This is a genomic window from Desulfovibrio psychrotolerans (assembly GCF_013340305.1).
GTDB classification, from domain to species: domain Bacteria; phylum Desulfobacterota; class Desulfovibrionia; order Desulfovibrionales; family Desulfovibrionaceae; genus Halodesulfovibrio; species Halodesulfovibrio psychrotolerans.
Map to the genome: position 1 here is coordinate 182231 of NZ_BLVP01000007.1, position 16929 is coordinate 199159.

Annotated in this window: 14 protein-coding genes; 6 read left to right on the plus strand and 8 right to left on the minus strand. The window is 58.0% G+C overall.

What is annotated here, in order from left to right:
- Positions 1–271: 271 nt before the first annotated feature.
- Both HUV26_RS06935 and HUV26_RS06940 read left to right on the plus strand, forming a co-directional pair.
- Positions 272–844, plus strand: coding sequence for a flavin reductase family protein (locus HUV26_RS06935; RefSeq protein WP_174409390.1), 573 nt, complete (start codon positions 272–274; stop codon positions 842–844).
- A 192-nt stretch (positions 845–1036) separates the two neighbouring features.
- A complete protein-coding gene (locus HUV26_RS06940) occupies positions 1037–1873 on the plus strand; it encodes a mechanosensitive ion channel family protein (RefSeq protein ID WP_174409391.1) in 837 nt (278 codons plus the stop codon).
- A gap of 64 nt (positions 1874–1937) precedes the next feature.
- Here HUV26_RS06940 and HUV26_RS06945 read toward each other — a convergent pair whose 3' ends face one another.
- Complete coding sequence (locus HUV26_RS06945) at positions 1938–2966, minus strand: ABC transporter substrate-binding protein (RefSeq protein WP_174409392.1); 1029 nt, start codon at positions 2964–2966, stop codon at positions 1938–1940.
- A 249-nt stretch (positions 2967–3215) separates the two neighbouring features.
- Positions 3216–4409, minus strand: coding sequence for an acyltransferase family protein (locus tag HUV26_RS06950; protein WP_174409393.1), 1194 nt, complete (start codon positions 4407–4409; stop codon positions 3216–3218).
- A gap of 421 nt (positions 4410–4830) precedes the next feature.
- Here HUV26_RS06950 and HUV26_RS06955 point away from each other — a divergent pair, with 421 nt between their 5' ends.
- Genes HUV26_RS06955 through moaA form a run of 4 tightly spaced genes read left to right on the plus strand, consistent with a single transcriptional unit; the run spans position 4831 to position 8099 of the window.
- Entirely contained in the window at positions 4831–5712 is an 882-nt protein-coding gene (locus HUV26_RS06955) for a formate dehydrogenase accessory protein FdhE (RefSeq protein ID WP_174409394.1), read from the plus strand.
- Between the two features lies 1 nt (position 5713).
- On the plus strand, positions 5714–6451 hold the full coding sequence (locus HUV26_RS06960) for a formate dehydrogenase accessory sulfurtransferase FdhD (protein ID WP_174409395.1): 738 nt from the start codon (positions 5714–5716) through the stop codon (positions 6449–6451).
- The gene (gene mobA, locus HUV26_RS06965) at positions 6448–7065 is read left to right on the plus strand and encodes a molybdenum cofactor guanylyltransferase (RefSeq protein ID WP_243451299.1); all 618 of its coding nucleotides are present in this window, start codon (positions 6448–6450) and stop codon (positions 7063–7065) included. Before HUV26_RS06960 ends, mobA begins: the two co-directional genes overlap by 4 nt.
- On the plus strand, positions 7062–8099 hold the full coding sequence (moaA, locus tag HUV26_RS06970; RefSeq protein WP_174409396.1) for a GTP 3',8-cyclase MoaA: 1038 nt from the start codon (positions 7062–7064) through the stop codon (positions 8097–8099). Before mobA ends, moaA begins: the two co-directional genes overlap by 4 nt.
- Positions 8100–8198: 99 nt before the next feature.
- Here the strand turns inward: moaA and HUV26_RS06975 are convergent, their stop codons facing one another.
- The 6 genes from HUV26_RS06975 to aprB all read right to left on the minus strand — a co-directional run bounded on the left by HUV26_RS06975 (position 8199) and on the right by aprB (position 16423).
- Positions 8199–8954 (minus strand): hypothetical protein, encoded by a 756-nt coding sequence (locus HUV26_RS06975; RefSeq protein ID WP_174409397.1) that lies wholly within the window; start codon positions 8952–8954, stop codon positions 8199–8201.
- Between the two features lie 86 nt (positions 8955–9040).
- Entirely contained in the window at positions 9041–10207 is a 1167-nt protein-coding gene (qmoC, locus tag HUV26_RS06980) for a quinone-interacting membrane-bound oxidoreductase complex subunit QmoC (RefSeq protein WP_174409398.1), read from the minus strand.
- A 13-nt stretch (positions 10208–10220) separates the two neighbouring features.
- The gene (locus tag HUV26_RS06985) at positions 10221–12470 is read right to left on the minus strand and encodes a hydrogenase iron-sulfur subunit (RefSeq protein WP_174409399.1); all 2250 of its coding nucleotides are present in this window, start codon (positions 12468–12470) and stop codon (positions 10221–10223) included.
- Between the two features lie 6 nt (positions 12471–12476).
- The gene (locus HUV26_RS06990) at positions 12477–13715 is read right to left on the minus strand and encodes a CoB--CoM heterodisulfide reductase iron-sulfur subunit A family protein (protein WP_174409400.1); all 1239 of its coding nucleotides are present in this window, start codon (positions 13713–13715) and stop codon (positions 12477–12479) included.
- Positions 13716–13887: 172 nt separating this feature from the next.
- Positions 13888–15885, minus strand: a complete 1998-nt coding sequence (gene aprA / locus HUV26_RS06995) for an adenylyl-sulfate reductase subunit alpha (protein WP_174409401.1) — start codon at positions 15883–15885, stop codon at positions 13888–13890.
- A gap of 49 nt (positions 15886–15934) precedes the next feature.
- Positions 15935–16423: an adenylyl-sulfate reductase subunit beta gene (aprB, locus tag HUV26_RS07000; protein WP_174409402.1), complete on the minus strand. Its 489-nt coding sequence runs from the start codon at positions 16421–16423 to the stop codon at positions 15935–15937.
- Between the last annotated feature and the right edge of the window lie 506 nt (positions 16424–16929).

Here is a 16929-nt window from a genome sequence, read left to right on the forward strand (position 1 = left end):
AAAATCCTGTACATCAGAATCCGCTAGCAGAAACCCGCACAGCACGCAAGCATCGCAGGCGACAAATTTGGCAATTTGGGATATCCGTGGTATGCAGCGCCATGAGCGCGTGCCCGAAGGGCATGGCAAAGGTAACGCCCCCGCAGGCTGCCGTGGCACCATCACCACATTTGTCCTTTTTTCGCCACACGATTATGCTACGGATACAGCGCGCTGTTCGGCATGCCCCCTGAAGACCGTCCGGAATCCCGTTTCCTAAGGAGATAGCAAGATGAAGACATCCATCGGTGCCAAAACCATAGCCTACCCCGCCCCTCTCTTCCTCGTGGGTTCCTATGACCGGGAAAACCGCCCGAACATCATGGCCGCCGCATGGGGCGGCATCTGCTGCTCCAAGCCGCCCAGCGTGGCTGTTTCGCTGCGCGCTGCCACCTACACCCACGGCAGTATCATGGAACGCGGCGCGTTCACGGTTAACATCACCCCCCGCGCCTTTCTGGAACAGGCGGACTACGCAGGCATTTTTTCAGGAAGAGATGAGGATAAGTTCGCCGCGCTGGGGCTTACCCCCATCAAGGCAGAATTTGTGGACGCCCCCTACGTGAACGAGTTTCCCGTGGTGCTGGAATGCGCCCTGACCCAGACCGTGGAAGTGGGACTGCACACCCAGTTCATCGGCGAAATCAAAGACGTAAAGGTAGAAAAGGGCGTACTGCGCGAAGACGGTCTGCCGGACCTGCTCAAGGTAGACCCCGTCATCTTCACCCCTGTCAGCCGCGAATATTACGCCGTGGGCGATTTTCTGGGCAAGGCCTTCTCCATGGGCAAACGGCTCAAGCGCTGAAAGACTGTACGTTGCGCGCAGCCGCATGCAGCGACTCCTGACCGTGCTGACCGTGCCGCCCAAGTAGCCTGAGTAACCCGGATATCCACTACAATCATGCGTCGCACTCCGAAAAGTGCGGCGCATTTCTCATTGCTCCGGACCAACAACCCTGTATGATGGCGACAAACGACATCATACGGAGGAATTCTCATGGCCGAACTGCTGGAGCAATACGGCGACACACTGGTCCTGTGGGCCGCCAAAAATGGCACAAACTTCGTTGTTGCGCTGCTCATCCTCATCATCGGCAACTGGATAGCCAGACGCCTTGCCAACCTGCTGCGCAAGGCCATGGAACTGAAGGCGCTGGACCTGCTGCTCATCAACTTTCTGCGCGGCGTGGCCTACTACGTGCTCATGGCCACGGTGCTCATCGCGGCAGCCTCGCAGGTCGGCATAGACACCACCTCGTTCATCGCCATTCTGGGTACTGTGGGTCTGGCTGTCGGTCTGGCCATGAAGGACAATCTGGGCAACTTCTCCTCCGGCGTCATGCTGGTGCTCTTCCGCCCCTTCACCTTCGGCGACTTCGTTCAGGTAGCCGGCATATCCGGCTCCGTGGTGTCCATAAACCTGTTCAACACGGTGCTCAAATCGCCGGATAACCAGCGAATCATCATTCCCAACAGCCTCATCATGGGGCAGGTCATCACCAACGTCACCGGCAACGACACCCGGCGCATAGACCTGACACTGGGCATCGGATACGCAGACGACACGGCCAAGGCGCGCGAGGTCATCACCGCCGTGCTGGATGCAGAGCCAAAAATTCTCAAGGACCCTGCCTACACCGTGGCACTTGCGGAACTGGCAGACTCCAGCGTCAACTTTGTCATCCGCCCGTGGGTGAACACATCAGATTACTGGGATGTGCGGTTCCGCCTGACAGAGGCCCTCAAGCTGGCACTGGACGCCAACGGCATCAGCATCCCCTTCCCGCAGCGCGACGTGCACATCTACCAGCACAGTGCCGCAAAAGAGGCTTAGAGCGGGGCACCACAAAACCCCGGAAGCGGGATGGCATCTTGCAGCGTGAAGCTATTACGGACACTCACTCCACCCAGAGCATCCGTTCCCGCGTTTTGGGATCAGGAACAATGCCCCAGCGGGCCATCTCCCTTTTGCTGAACACCAGAACGGGCTGTGTCGTTTGCGGCACAGCCCCACCTTGATTGCCCTCAAGCAATACACGGGCAAGTACCGCTGCCGCCCGCCCCTGTTCCTCACCCCGCATGACAAAGCCTCCGGCAGCCTTACCCGCTCCTATGCTGAAATCCCACAGCGCAAAATAAGGCACCGGAGAATGGGCATGCATCCACGACATCACAGCCTCGTCCGCCACCACATCCCCGTCCTGTTCATGCAACGTGAAATACGTTCCCAGCAAAATGGCATCGTACCCGTTTTCCGCACTGTGCAGCACCATCTCCTGCCATTCATGGTAAGAGGCCACCAAGTGCATCCTGCATTCGGCGTTTTCCACATAAAAATGCTCTTCGCCGTCCAGCAGCTCCACCAGTACGGCGGCAGCCGTAGGGCTTGCGTCAAACAAGGCAAGTACCTTGCGAAGCCCCGGATGCAGTTCCGATAGCAACAACACAGAACGTTTAACGAGTGGGCGCTCCAGCACCCCCAGCACGTTGGGTGCCCCGTAAAGGCCGTACCCGCGCGGATTTCCGGTCACTCCAAGGTAGACCACAGGCACTCCCTCGTTCACGAGACGACTGCCCAACATGGCTGCCGCGTTGTCGTCCCCAATAATCACGAGGTCGGGCTTCAATTCGTGGTAAAAGGCAAGCGCGGCTTCCGCTTGTTCCAAAAACCGCTCTCGCGGTAGCCGCTTGGTGTCCATCTGAAAAGAGTGCAGGTCCACTCCGTCGCCCAGTCCGGCACGGATGCCTGCAAGATAGGATTTATCCCATTGAAATTCGGCGTGGTAACTCTCTATGACCAATACGATCGAACGATTGGCCCCGTCCGGTTCGCCTTGCCCGCCCATGTCAACCCGTTCATCCTGCTCACCCGGTTGCGCCTCATGGGTTCCGTTTCTGGGCGCATAGGCGCCCTCGGCACCAGCCATCGCCACTCCGGCCCAGCACACTGTACTCAACAGCATCGCTACCAGCCATATCGGTTGCCGCCCAATTCCTTGCCCGAACAGCTTCTTCACGGTTCCTCCCGGCTGTCTCAAGACCCGCCTCACCTCATGACGTGCCTAGCCGAATGATACCACATCCGCTGCGGGGTACAATCCGCCAGCCAGATTCGTTCTCCCCGTTTCCGGCAGAAACATTCTTTCGTCTTCCGCCCCTCTCTCCTCCGTCTCCTTCTACGCCGGCCCCCTGTTTCTTCCGATGAGCGGACGCAGCAGGGGGCCGTCTTGTGCTGGCCTGCCCACCAGTTGCGGCAGATACCGGCGCAGAAACACCACGGCAGGCACGCAGCAGGCCAGACTCAGCACCGTAAAGCCGCTTCCCGCCGCCGTGACCGTGACCGGATTAACGGGCAGGCTTGCCATAAACCATTCGGCAAACGGCCCGTTGAAGAAATGATAAAACACCCCGTTCAGACAGAAGAAAATAAGCGTATTCTCTCCCAGATACCGCAGCGATCTGCTGTTACCGCACAAAGAGCCTGCCAGCAGAAGCATCACGCTCCCCGCCAGCGCCGTAAAGGGAAACCAGAATAGATGCCCGTGCCCGCCCAGCACAATGACCACGGCATCAAAGAACCGGAACGGCCCCTTGTTCAGGGTAAAGGTCAGTGCCACGACAAACGCGCATGCGGCAATCCCTCCCAGCAATGCGGAAACAGAAGGCCTGCGCAATAAAAACCCCTTCCTGCGCAAAAACACCCCTGCCAGATAAAAGGCATACACCACAGGCGCTTCATATACGAACCACAGGTTCGCTCCCGGAAAGAACTGCACCTTCAGGGTCAGGTAATAGCCGCCTATATAAAAAAGCACGGCAGCCGCCAGCAGCCTGAAATCCGTGTTCAAAAACCTGCCCGTCCCGTAATGCAGCAGCTCCACGGCAAACAGGCTTACAAAAAACCAGAGCGGAATGTTGAAAACGGGAAAGCCCAGCAAGGTGGTGAGCATCCCTTTCATGTATCCCTGTGCCGAGGTCACGTCTGCCAGCACAAAATGCCCCGGCAGCACAAGACTCATCAGTATCAGCAAGGCAGAAAAGAACAGATACGGGACCAGCCGCGATGCCGCCTGCCGCCTGAGAAACAGCCGCAGAGGCAGATGCCCCTTGCCCGCGTCCGCCACATACCCCGCCAGCAGAAAAAAGAACGGCATGTGGAACGAATAGATGAGCTTGTAGTGCATAGTCGCCGTGGGGTCATGCAGATACATCACCCGTTCTATGATATGCCCGTAATACACCAGAACAATGCCCAGAAAACGGGCAATATCCGGCATGGGCATACGCTGGTTCAGCGCAGTTATCCCGTTCATGGCGGCAGACAGGCTCCCGCCCTGCCCGGCGGTACGTGTAGCGTGATCAGTGCTCATTGCAGGCTCCTTTTCCTTCATGCGCCCGGCCGTTTTCCGGTTCCGCAGCATCGCAGAAACCCGAAACACGCCTGCGGACGACAAAGACGGGATGAATCGTGTTGCAGAAGCGGAATACGGTAAAGATTGACCGACACCATATCCTAATGCGGCAGAGACACAAGCCCCGTATGGTCGGCACTCTCTGCACGCAACGAGCATCCTGCGCAAACAACCGCTCCACCCGACACAAGGACACTTTTTGTAATCTATGGTTCACATTGGCACCCTGCACGTGGCAAAAGAGACTCATTCTTACGCATACAAACAGATATGGTGCAAAATCAAGATTATGATTTTTTCACATTGAAATTTCGCCGTTCGTGGCTACTATGTCCTATCGCGCGAACTACATTTTCATCATTCCCCATCAGGAGATCTCATGAAATTCGAACTGGAAAAGGAACAGAAGCAGTTGGAACGCAAGCTCACCTCGCTCCGCAAGAAAGATTTCCTGCCTGCCGCCCTGCTCGACATCGTTTCCGACACCGCCGCGCTGCAACTGGCTTCGCGCGCCGCCGTCAGCGTGCAGTTACCCGAGCATCTCGCCACGCCGGACGCCCATGTGCAGGGGCTGCCCCTGCTCCCCCGCGAACAGTTTCCCTACGATGCCAAGCAGACAGCCATTCTCTTCGGCAAGCTGCTGGCGTTGATGGAGGCTTCCGGCGGCCCGCTGGCCCAATCCGCCGTTATCGTACGCAAGGCACTGGAAGACGGCAGCTTCCAGCTCGCCGATGCCTGCACCGCCTTTCTGCACGACAGCTCCGAATTTTTCGCAGACTGGGCCGCACGCCTGCCGGACGCCCCCAGCCTTGTCCGCTTTCTCGTGCAGGGCAGCATCACGCCTTCGCTGCAAGCCACAGGCCTGCTTCTCGCAGAACTGCACAATAATGACGAACCGTGGGCGTTCGGGCACTGTCCGTGCTGCGGATCCATGCCCATCATGGCTTCGCTGCACGAAAAAGAAGGCTTCCGCCACCTCACCTGTTCGTTCTGTCGGGCGGAATACCGTGCCAAGCGCCTGCAGTGCGCGTTCTGCGGCGAAGAAGACCACAAGAAGCTGGAATACTTCAAGGCAGAAGGCGAAACAGGCTTTGAGGTGCACGTATGCAGAACCTGCAACTGCTACATCAAAACAACCGATTTCCGGGAACTGGACGCTGTAAGCATTCCCGTACTCGACGATCTGGAATCGCTCACACTGGACATACTCGCCCGGGAGCAAGGACTCTCCCGGCCCACACTTTCCGCCTGGGGGTTCTGACATGCCTACCGAAACCATTTCCGGCCTGCAGGGGGGTCCTGCCGCTGCACCGCGGGAAGAGGCCATAAGCCGCTTCCGTGACGGCCTTTGGGAACAGTGCGGCGACATCGTAAGCCGCGAGGTTCCCGTTCTCGTCCATACCGACTTTGCCCCGCCTAAACGCCTGTGGGCCTGGCCCTGCGACCTGCCGGACCTTGCCCTCGGCCACGTTCTGCTGGATATGGGCGGCATGGGCCGCGCCGCGTCCGTGGAACCTCTGGCCGAAACAGAATTCCGCGTCCGGCTCGGCGAACAGCTCTCCCGCACGGAACTGCCGGTTCCCAGCGTTCCCGCGCAGCAACTTCTGGACGCCATGGCCCTGTTCATGGGCAGCGAAGGCCTGTGGGACGATACCGGCTGCTTCCACAGGGCAGGCATTCTGGATGCAGGCAGCATGCGCATTCTGCACCGCACAGAAGACATAGGCAGGCACAACTGTCTGGACAGGCTTGCAGGCTGGGCCAGCCGGAATAACGTCACCTGTTCCGGCGCGGTCATGCTGGTTTCGGCCCGTGTCACTGCCAGCTTGTGTGCCAAGGCGCTCCGGGCAGGTTTCCGGTTCATCGTCAGCCGCTCGGCTGTTACCACGGCCTCCGTGGATATGGCCCGTGAGCACGGAGCCACGCTCGTAGGCTTTGCCCGTGACCGCGAAACCCGTTTCTCCGTCTTCGAAGACAAGGCGGGCAGGGTACTCAGGTGAACGCCTCGCGCCCTGCCAACGGCATAACGGGCGTGGTGCTTGCGGGCGGCCTGAGCACCCGTCTCGGCAACGACAAAACAGCCATACGGCTGTACGGCGAAACAGAACCGGACATGCTCACCCGCTCCTGCGCATTGCTTGCGGAAGTGGCGGACGAGGTCTGGATATCCGGCCGGGCACATAAACCGCACGCTCCGGGCTATTTGTGGCTGTGTGATGAGCAGGAAGGATTTGGCCCTATCGGGGGTGTCATGACCGCATTACGCGCCGCGCAGGGGCCGGTCATGGTTCTGTCCTGCGACCTGCCCTTCATGGACACCGAAACCCTGCGCAAGCTGATCGCAAGGCGTAATGACCGCACAGAGACAACCCTTATGACCACCTTCCTGCAGGTGGAAACAGGCTTCATAGAATCGCTGGTGGCCATATACGAATTCGCCGCCCTGCCCTATTTCGAGCAGGCAGTAAAAAACGATGTCTATAAACTCAGCCGGGTCATTGACGCATCGGCCAGATTATACATACCGTACACCAGCAGGGAGTCGCTTCCTTTCTTCAACATCAACTATCCGGCGGATCTGGAAATGGCCCGCCGCATCATAGCCGCATTATGACCAAAACCACGTCCGCCACCCCTCTGGTTCCCGCTGCGCAAGGCGTTGCAGATGCCCACGGACGCAGCGTGAACTACCTGCGGTTTTCTGTCACCGACCGCTGCAACCTGCGCTGCCTGTATTGCTGGAGCGGCGGAGAGCCACAGTTCCTTCGCCATGACAATATCCTCAGCTATGAGGAGATGATCAGGCTGGTGGATATCGCCGTGGACATGGGCATCTCCAAGGTCCGGCTCACCGGCGGCGAACCGTTTGTACGCAAAAATCTGCTCCACCTCATCGGGCAGCTTCTCAATCGCCACCCGGCGCTGGACCTGCGCATCACCACCAATGCCACCATGCTTTCCGGCAAGATACGCCCCCTGCGGGATATGGGGGTGCGCCACCTGAACATCTCGCTCGATACCTTCGACAGGGCCAAGTTCCAGCACATCACAGGTCGGGACATGCTGCGCAACGTCACCCGCGCCATTGACGAATGTCTGGAAGAAGGCATGCGCGTTAAGCTGAACGCCGTGGCCCTGAGAGGCATCAACGACGATGAGCTGCCGGTGTTCGTCAACTTTGCCCGCCATAATCCCGTGGACGTGCGCTTCATCGAGTTCATGCCCATGGGCCAGTGCAACCGCTGGACACAGGATAATTTCTGGGCCGCTGCGGATATTCTGGAGTCCGCGCGCTCCCTCGCCACGCTCACCACCCTTGCCCCCGGCGAACGCAGGGCCGGTCCCGCCCGTCTCTACGGCATAGAAGGCGGTCTCGGGCGTCTTGGCTTCATCTCTCCCATGTCCAACCACTTCTGCGCCGAATGCAACCGCCTGCGCATCACATCGGACGGCAAACTGCGCACCTGCCTCTTTTCCGATAAGGAATACCGTCTGCGGCCGCTGCTCAGAAACCCCAAAATCTCCCCGGCCCAGATACGCCGCGTGCTGGAAACAGCCAACCGCAGCAAACCGCTGGGCTACAAACTGCTTCAGCACATGCGGGAGCACACCGTTGCAGACAAACGCATGAACGCCATAGGCGGCTAACAACGAACAAGCCCCCGCGTGGGGGGCTTTGTCAGCATGCTAAAAAACCCGGTCCTCGCGGACCGGGTTTTCTATCGTCGTCTGTCAAACGCGGTTCGCTTAGAAGCCGAAACCGTCGTCTCCGGAACCGGAGGCTCCGAAACCGAAGGTATCCGGCACAGCACCGCTGCTGTCGGTGGAACCAAAGTCGTCAGCAGGAGCGGCTGCCTCAGCAGCCACAGCACCGGCTGCGGCACCCGCAACGGCTGCGCCCACGGGCAGGTTGGCAAGAGCTTCCTTCACAGCCTTGGAAACCATATCCTTCACGGACGATTCGATTTCCTTTTCGCTGATGGCAACCTTGCCGTCAAAGGTCTTCAGTTCCTTCTGTGCGGCAGTCAGGTCAGCCTTGGACTTGTCCAGCTTGCCGTTCAGATCGGCAACCTGCTTTTCAAGGGTCGCGGTCTTGCCTTCAAAGGGAGCCAGTGCGGCCACTTTGGCCTTCAGATCGGCAATTTCTCCTGCCTGGGCCGCAATGGCGGCCTTGGAGTCCGCCATCTTGTCCAGCACAACGGAAATTCCGGACATTTCGGCTGCGGGAATGGGTTCAATGGAAACATTGTCGCCCAGTTCGGCGGCCTGCTTCTGTGCCCACTCTTCAAACGCCACGTTCTCGGAATACTCACACTTCATGAAACGCGGCTCAAGGCTGTACAGCCATCCCTTGGCAATGGGAGCCACGGCACCCAATTCTTCCGGGGAAAGGTCGCGCTGCGAAAGATAGCCGAGCAGATCGGCAACATCGGCACCGCTTTTACCGGCGATGACACCAAGAATGGTTTCCATCTTGAAAACCCTGCGTGCTTCTTCAGACATTTGGGCCTCCTATACTCAAGGAAAGATTATTTTCTGTAAGAGTCGTTCAAAGCGCGCTCCCGCCGTGCGGGAGCGCGCTGTCGTTCCTAACGGCGTCCCATGTGACGTACATAGGTAAGCGCGGCGGTGCGATACACCAGATGCCCCAGCTTGGACCACGGCAGGTATGCAAAGAGCATCCACACCGTGACCAGATGCAGGTAGTACACAACGTACGCAATCTGGGGAATGCCTGCCAGGCGGGTCAGTTGGGAAAGCACGCCGGTCAGGGCGACAGCCCAGATGACATTAAGCAGGTACCAGTCGTAATAGTTGGACTTGGTCTTGGCGTCGTCCTGGCTGCGGCGGTTGTTGGTCAGAATGGCCAGACCCACGATCAGCATGATCGCGCCCACGTTCGCCAGAATCTTCACCGGGTTGGTAAGATTCAGGGGGGTGTGCAGCAGGTCTATGGCCGGAATAACCTTTCCGCCCCAGTGGGCAACCGCGATAAGGCCGGTAACCACCATCAGGGCAAGGAAGGCGTAGAAGACCAGCATGTGCCCGGCCTTGCGGTCGGAACGGTCATCGCCGCAGTCCTTGAACTTCTTGTGGGTCATCACTTCTTCAAGCAGCACGTCCTTCAGGCACATGAGCAGCGGCTTCTGCTTGCCCAGAACCAGTGTCGTCCCCTCAGGTTTGAAGGAGTCAATAAGGTTCTTCGTGCCTTTGAAGAAGCAGAACACCATGCCGAAGAAGGTCGCCATGAAAATGGGGTCAATGGTGAAGTCGCCCGGGAAAAGCAGCCCGAACACAATGTCACCGGACGGAGTGACCGGGAACGCGGTACCAAGCTGCGATGCGCGGATGAACCACACAATCGCCCATATGATCGCCGGAATGGCGATGAGATGAATCAGATACTTGGGGCTGCTCATCCACTTCCCTATGGCCGGGAAGAGGTTCACGCGCTGGTACGCCATGTTGCGCAGGGCGCTGAGCAGGTCACCGGGCTTGGCACCCCGCGGGCACAGGTCGGAGCAGGTGCCGCAGTTGTGGCAGAGCCAGATGTCGGGGTTGTTTATGAGTTTTTCCTTGAGCCCCCAGGAGGCCCATACCATTTCCTTGCGGGGGTACGGGTTGCTCGCAGGAGAGATGGGGCAGGCCACACTGCAGGTAGCGCACTGATAGCACTTTTTCAGCGAGTCCCCACCAACAGCTTGCAACTCTTTTACAAACTGAAGATCAGGTTCTATTCTTACGGGCTGAGCCATGTTCCGTCTCCTCCTAGTAGCCCTTGAACGGGTTCGGACCCTTTTCGAAGATCATATTCATGAACTCTTCGATCATATCCGGCACCTTGTCGTACTCGTCTATGGCGACTTCGTACTGTTCCACGCGGTCAGGTTCCACGCCGAGACGGTTAAGCGTTTCGGCAATGTTGTCCTTGCGGCGGTTGCAGATTTCCGATCCCTTGACAAAGTGGCACTGGTAGTCGTCACCGTATTTGCAACCGAGCATCATCACGCCGTCTATGCCCTTGGACATGGCATCCGCAACCCAGATGGCATTCACGGAGCCAAGGCAGCGCACGGGAATAATACGCACGTAGGGGCTCCACTTCTTGCCGCGGATAGCGGCCATATCCAGCGCGGGATATGCGTCGTTCTCGCAGGCGAGGATGATGACGCGCGGACCGCCGGTCTCCATGTTGTCCGGAACGTATACTTCGCGGATCATGGTGCCTATCTGGTCGACGTTGTAGTTGTCGAAGGAGATAACGCGCTCGGGGCAGGCACCCATACAGGTACCGCAACGGCGGCAGCGGCTGTAGTTGGGCAGCGGCGTTCCCTTTTCGTCGTCATCCAGTGCGCCGAAGGGACATTCTTCCGTGCAGCGCTTGCACTGGGTGCAGCGCACAAAGTTGAACACCGGGTAGCTCAGGTCGCCGGAACGCGGATGCACAGCCACGCCGCGGTTGGCAGACTCAATGCACTGAATGGCCTTCAGGGTGGCGCCTATGGCGTCTTCTTCGGCTGCATCCAGCATCATGGGCTGACGTACGCAACCGGCGGCATACACCCCGGTGCGGCGGGTTTCGTAGGGGAAGCAGATATAGTTGGAATCCGCATACCCTTCAAACAGTTCCAGATCCGGGAAGTTCGGTCCCTGACGGTACACGAAGTTCATAATGGGATCCTTTGCCGTGGCGGGCACTATACCCGTGGGCAGAACCACCATATCCACCGGAATATCCACATCGCCGCCCATAAGCGTGTTGGCTGCGGAAACGAGAACGCCATCGCCTTCGGCGGTAACGCTCTTGATGTCCGCCTTGGACATCATAATGCCCAGACGGTTCTGGGCAGCCTTGTAGTAGCGCTCATGAATGCCCTGCACCACCATGGAATCATAGAGTATGAAGGCCTGTCCGTCTTCAAAGGTATCGCACACATAGTTGGCCTGCTTCAGGGCAACCACGGAGCTGATGGCGTTGGAGATGGGCAGGTGACGTACGGACTCAAGGTCCTTGTGCACATACTTGGGAGCTTCTTCCTCGCCTTCTTTCTTGGCTGCCGGCTCGGCTTCCTCAGCGCACACGGGGGCGTAAATGTCACCACCGTCCACAAGGCTCGTGTTCAGGATAAAGGCCACGCGCTTGGCGGAAAGGGTTCCTTCCTTGGCCATCTTCTCAAACTCGGCGGCGGTTACCACGTTGGGTACCGAGCCGTAGCCCAGCGGGCCGAGCACCTTGGTATTCTGCGGAACCCAGCCGGCGGCCAGCACCACGGCACCCACAGAATATTGCTCACCCTTGACGGTGGCGGTGTACTGTCCGGGCAGACCTTCCAGCATTTCAAGACGCGCGCCGGTAATAACCTTGATCTTGGAATTCTCGGTCACAGCGGCAATCTTGTTTTCTATGCCTGTGGCATGGGCGTCGGTGTAGGGATATTCCAGCGGAACGGTCTTGAGCATGCCCTTGGCGCGGCCGCCCAGTTCAGCCTCCTTCTCCACCACAATCACGTCATACCCGTAGTCCGCCGCCTGCTTGGCAGCGGTCAGGCCCGCCCAGCCGCCGCCGACAACGAGAATGGTCTTCACCGTCTCGAACTCGGGCGGAGTGGGAATTCCGGTCTTCTGCATCTTGAAGATGCCCATGTTCACATAGTCTTTTGCCATGAGCATGAGCAGTTCGGGGGCATCGTCACCGGCCTCGGGCACGGAGCCGTCTGCGTCGCGGAACGACATGACACACTGCTCGCGCAGGTTCACGCGGTCGACGATCACCCCTTCAAAGTTGTAGATATCCCAGTCAACGCGGGGAGAAGAACCGCACAGCAGCACGCCGTTCAGCCCGTTCTCTTCTATGTCCGCGCGGATTTCCGCACGGGCACTTTCCGCGGCAAGCACCGGGAAGACCTTCACGGCGGGACATGCACCGCCGAACTTCTTGGAAACGTGTGCAGCAAGCTCCTCGCCGTCAATGATGCCGAGAGCCGACTGGTCAAAGTATACGCCAATTTTATCGGCCATTATGAACTACCTCCCTCGCACCGTCTGGATAGCTTTAAGCGCGGCACTTGTGCCGGATTGCGCGGTGCGCATGACATCCAGGGGCTTCGTGGCGCAGCCGGCTGCGAAAATACCCTTGGCCTCGCCGCCGATAACGAAACCATCTTCATCAAGCTGGACGCCGAACGGATTCTTTTCACCTGCCAGACTGGGCTGCATGCCGGTGGCAAGCACAACCATATCGTGGCGAACTTTCTTCTTCTCGCCCTTCACGGCGTCTTCCACTTCAACAATCACATCGCCGGTGGCGGCATCGCTCTCCACGCCGGCAACCTTGCCCTTGACCAGATGAATCATCTCGTCGGCGGTCACCTTGCGCATGAACTTGTCGTAGCGTCCGGGGGTGCGCAGGTCGATGTAGTAGATGGTGACTTCCGCATCGGGATACTGTTCACGAACATACAGAGCCTGCTTCAGGGAGGCCATGCAGCAGATGTAGGAACAGAAATTCAGGTGATTCTGGTCACGGGAGCCCGCACACTGCACAAAGGCGATCTTTTTGGGAGCCTTGCCGTCTGTGCGACGGGTGATCTTTCCGTCGGTGGGGCCGTTGGGAGAAGCCAGACGCTCAAGCTGCATGTTGGAAACGCAGTTCTTGATCTTGCCTGCCCCAAGGTTGGAAAGCCGGGTCACGTCGTAGGGCTTCCATCCCGTGGCAAGCACAATGCTGCCCACGTTCAGCACCACGTTCTTTTCCGATTCGTTCAGGTCACAGTGCGCATTGGAGCCTATCTTCAGCTTGTCAGCCTTGGAAAGGTTGTCCTTTTCCAGCACATAGCGGTTGGGGAATCCGAAAGGGGTGTCCATGTACAGAGGCTTGCGGGTGGAGAGGCCGAAGTTGAAGGCATCGCTCACTTCCCCTTCAAGGCTTTCTGCAAGTTCGCCAAGGTTGGCGCTGCTGGGAGCGGTGCAGCGGGGGGCGACATTCAGTGTCACCGTAAAATTGCCCGCCTCGCCCGCCACGGATTCCACCGTGGCCTGGGTAAAGAATTTCACATTGGGGTTTTTCTTGATGCGCTGGAACTGGATTTCCAGGCCACAGGACGGAGGGCAGAGCTTGGGAAAATATTTGTTCAGCTGTGCCACCCGGCCGCCAAGAAATGGGCTTTTCTCGACGATGTACACTTCGTAGCCGAGTTCCGCAGCCTCCAGCGCGGCTGTAATACCGCTGAAGCCGCCGCCGACGACGAGTATGGAGTTCGACATTCTTGCAATCCTCCCTACGGATGTTTCAGGCCTCTTCATCAAAACGGCCTAAGCCCAGACAATAAGGCGCATTTACTTACTGCCCCGGCTTAGACCGTCTGGGTCAGGGAAGGAAAAGGGCGGTTGCGGTTTCCCGCAACCGCCCGGGGGTTCTCTAGCCTACTTCAGATGATTAGGCAGTGGGAATGATCTGGTAGTAGGGCTTCTTGAAGATGGTGGTTTCACCGGTCTTCACGTCGTACCTGGAGTTCACGAAGCACTTCCACTTGGCATCGTCCAGACCCATGAAGTCTGCGCGATAGTAGAAGCCGGGGTAACGGGATTCCGTCCGGAAGGAGATGTGCTGCATGTGCAGGCGCACGGTCCACAGACGGTGGTAGTTTTCCCAGCAACGGAGCAGTTCGTGCAGGTCGCGGGCGGCCAGCTTCAGGGAGTCTTCTTCCAGCATGTCCATCAGATGGAAGCCGGTGTTCAGAGCTGCTTCGGAAGTGGTGTAGTAGGTACCCACGCCACCGCCGTATTCGTCGGTGCACTTCATGAGACGCATCATGAAGTTCTTGGGCGAGATGTACTCGGGGTTCACCACGGGGCAGGTGGAAGCGTCCTTGCCAGCCATGTAGTTCTTGTAGGGGCGGTAGATCAGGTCAGCCAGAGCCTTGGAATCTTCAGCTATGGTGGGCTTGAAGTCCTTGTGGTCTACGCACCAGCGCACCATCTGCTTGCCGCAGATACGGCCTTCAGCATGGGAACCGGAGGAGAACTTGTGGCCGGAAGCGCCAACGCCGTCTGCGCAGGTCCACAGGCCCATAACGGTGGTCATACGGTTGTACACCTTACCGTTGGCAGCGCGAACCTTGTAGTCTTCGGGCACCCAGGGCTCGTCGGGGCCGGAGGCCCAGATACCGCAGCAACCGGAGTGGGAACCGAGCAGGTAAGGTTCGGTGGGCATGATTTCAGAACCGGTTTCTTCGGGCTGAATGTTCATACAAGCCCAAAGGTTGGCCTGCCCCACGCACATGTCGAGGAAGTCTTCCCATGCTTCGGCTTCGAGGTGCTTCTGCTGAGCAGGAGTCATGGTCTCGAAGGTGGACTGCAGGGCGGTCTTGGTGTCCATGTAGATGGGACCGCGACCTTCGCGCATTTCGCGAAGCATCATGTGGTTACGCAGGCAGGTGGGAATAACGTGACCCTTAGCGTAGCCACGATCTTCGTAGGGCTTCAGCATTGCGCGGTTGGTTGCGCAGTAGTCTTCACCCTTGTAGTTGGTGGCTTTGGCCTTGAAGAGCAGGAACCATGCGCCAACCGGGCCGTAACCGTCCTTGAAGCGGGCGGGCACGAAGCGGTTTTCCATCATGGTCATTTCTGCGCCGACCTGTGCGCACATGGTGTAGGTGGAACCTGCGTTCCAAACGGGGTACCATGCACGACCCAGGCCTTCACCGGTGGAGCGGGGCTTGTACACGTTAACGGCGCCGCCGCAAGCCACAACCATGGCGTTGGTGCGGAAGATGTGCACTTCGTTGGCGCGCAGGTTAAAGCCCACGGCACCGGCGATGCGGTTTTCTTCCTTGGCGTCGAGCAGCAGCTTCACAACAAAGATGCGCTCCATGATGCGGGATTCGCCCAGAACGTTCTTGGCGGCTTCTGCAACGATACACTTGTAGGACTCACCGTTGATCATCATCTGCCAACGGCCGGAACGAACGCATTCGTCGCCGTTACGCAGGGACTTGCCGGCTGCCTTGGCGGCTGCGCCGTCCAGGTTGTGGCCGTGCTCGTCCTTGATCCAGCAGGGCAGGCCCCACTCTTCGAACAGGTGAACGGAATCGTCAACGTGACGGCCAAGGTCGAAGATAAGGTCTTCGCGAACCAGGCCCATCAGGTCGGTACGAACCATGCGGACGTAATCGTCGGCATTGTTCTTGCCAAGGTAGGTGTTGATGGCGGAAAGGCCCTGTGCAACGGCACCGGAACGCTCAAGAGCGGCCTTGTCCACAAGCAGGATCTTCAGGTCGGGAGCAAACTTGTCTGCCCAGCGCACAGCTTCGAAAGCTGCGCCGCAGTTACCCATACCACCACCAACCATCAGGATGTCAACGTCGTGTTCCTTGATCACCGGTTCGGCAATCGCAACACCACGGGGCTGTTCCTTAACGGGAATCATCGGCATGATAATATCTCCTGTAGGAAATTTTTTCGTTTGTTACGCTACGCTGCGATTAAACAGCGGAAGCCTTCTTGACCATGGTGATGTCGGCTTCAGCGACTTCAAACTTCTGGCACAGGGCTTCGATGGGCTTTACAAGTTCCTTTTCGGTGAACAGCAGTTCGTCGTCCAGGTTGGTCGGCTCCGGCTTGCCTTCGAAGGGCTTGAGGGAACCTTCGGGGGTGGTGCGGATGGGGAACTTGAAGCGCTTGACGTTGCCGTTACGGAACTTGACGGTCCACATGATGGAATCAGCGGAGCGCATGGGAATACAAGTGCCGCCCATGGGAGCGAAGTCAGCGTAGGGGCGAGCGGTGATTGCGCCCTGAGGACAAATCTTCACGCAGGAGTAGCATTCCCAGCATGCTTCGGGCTCCTGGTTGAATGCACGCATGGCTTCGGGGTCCAGGATCATGAGGTCATTGGGGCAGATGTACATGCAGGCGGTCTTTTCGCCACCCTTGCAGCCATCGCACTTAGACGGGTCTACATAAGTCGGCATACCTTAATCCTCCAACACAACGAAATTAAAGGTTTTACCTAAAAGCCTTTTTCCCATTTCAGGGTCCATCTTTCCGATGGAGACTAAAAAGCAGGTACGAACTGTGTCCCCCTGCCTTTTGGGGCTCCATCGAAAACTCAAACCGCTACGGGCGACTACTCCGCAGCATTTGTGAGAGATTTAACAAAGCAGGCGGCATCTGGTCAAGAGGCTTGTGCGTTTTTTTCACAAACACCTCCAGCACCCAATCAACCACATGGAATAATACAACTTTGCCCATCTCCGAAGACCCAAAACCCTACGGCTGATGCCGGATGGTCCATAGGCATTTACATGGATTGAGCAAAGGTTGCAAGCAACTCTGGCATCCAAATGCATATTTTCACGAAATGGAAGCACATCTGACATATCTAGACTTTTTCACGACGCCCCTTCCTTTTTTGCCATCTGTCTTTCGGAACACCCTGAGCGCTCAATCAAACTTGCCTTTTCTTTCCCCCACATAC

Coding starts and splice junctions, on each gene's coding strand:
- HUV26_RS06935 (WP_174409390.1), top strand. CDS start 272: ATGAAGACATCCATCGGTGCCAAAACCATAGCCTACCCCGCCCCTCTC.
- HUV26_RS06940 (WP_174409391.1), top strand. CDS start 1,037: ATGGCCGAACTGCTGGAGCAATACGGCGACACACTGGTCCTGTGGGCC.
- HUV26_RS06945 (WP_174409392.1), bottom strand. CDS start 2,966: ATGGCTGGTGCCGAGGGCGCCTATGCGCCCAGAAACGGAACCCATGAG.
- HUV26_RS06950 (WP_174409393.1), bottom strand. CDS start 4,409: ATGAGCACTGATCACGCTACACGTACCGCCGGGCAGGGCGGGAGCCTG.
- HUV26_RS06955 (WP_174409394.1), top strand. CDS start 4,831: ATGAAATTCGAACTGGAAAAGGAACAGAAGCAGTTGGAACGCAAGCTC.
- HUV26_RS06960 (WP_174409395.1), top strand. CDS start 5,714: ATGCCTACCGAAACCATTTCCGGCCTGCAGGGGGGTCCTGCCGCTGCA.
- moaA (WP_174409396.1), top strand. CDS start 7,062: ATGACCAAAACCACGTCCGCCACCCCTCTGGTTCCCGCTGCGCAAGGC.
- HUV26_RS06975 (WP_174409397.1), bottom strand. CDS start 8,954: ATGTCTGAAGAAGCACGCAGGGTTTTCAAGATGGAAACCATTCTTGGT.
- qmoC (WP_174409398.1), bottom strand. CDS start 10,207: ATGGCTCAGCCCGTAAGAATAGAACCTGATCTTCAGTTTGTAAAAGAG.
- HUV26_RS06985 (WP_174409399.1), bottom strand. CDS start 12,470: ATGGCCGATAAAATTGGCGTATACTTTGACCAGTCGGCTCTCGGCATC.
- HUV26_RS06990 (WP_174409400.1), bottom strand. CDS start 13,715: ATGTCGAACTCCATACTCGTCGTCGGCGGCGGCTTCAGCGGTATTACA.
- aprA (WP_174409401.1), bottom strand. CDS start 15,885: ATGCCGATGATTCCCGTTAAGGAACAGCCCCGTGGTGTTGCGATTGCC.
- aprB (WP_174409402.1), bottom strand. CDS start 16,423: ATGCCGACTTATGTAGACCCGTCTAAGTGCGATGGCTGCAAGGGTGGC.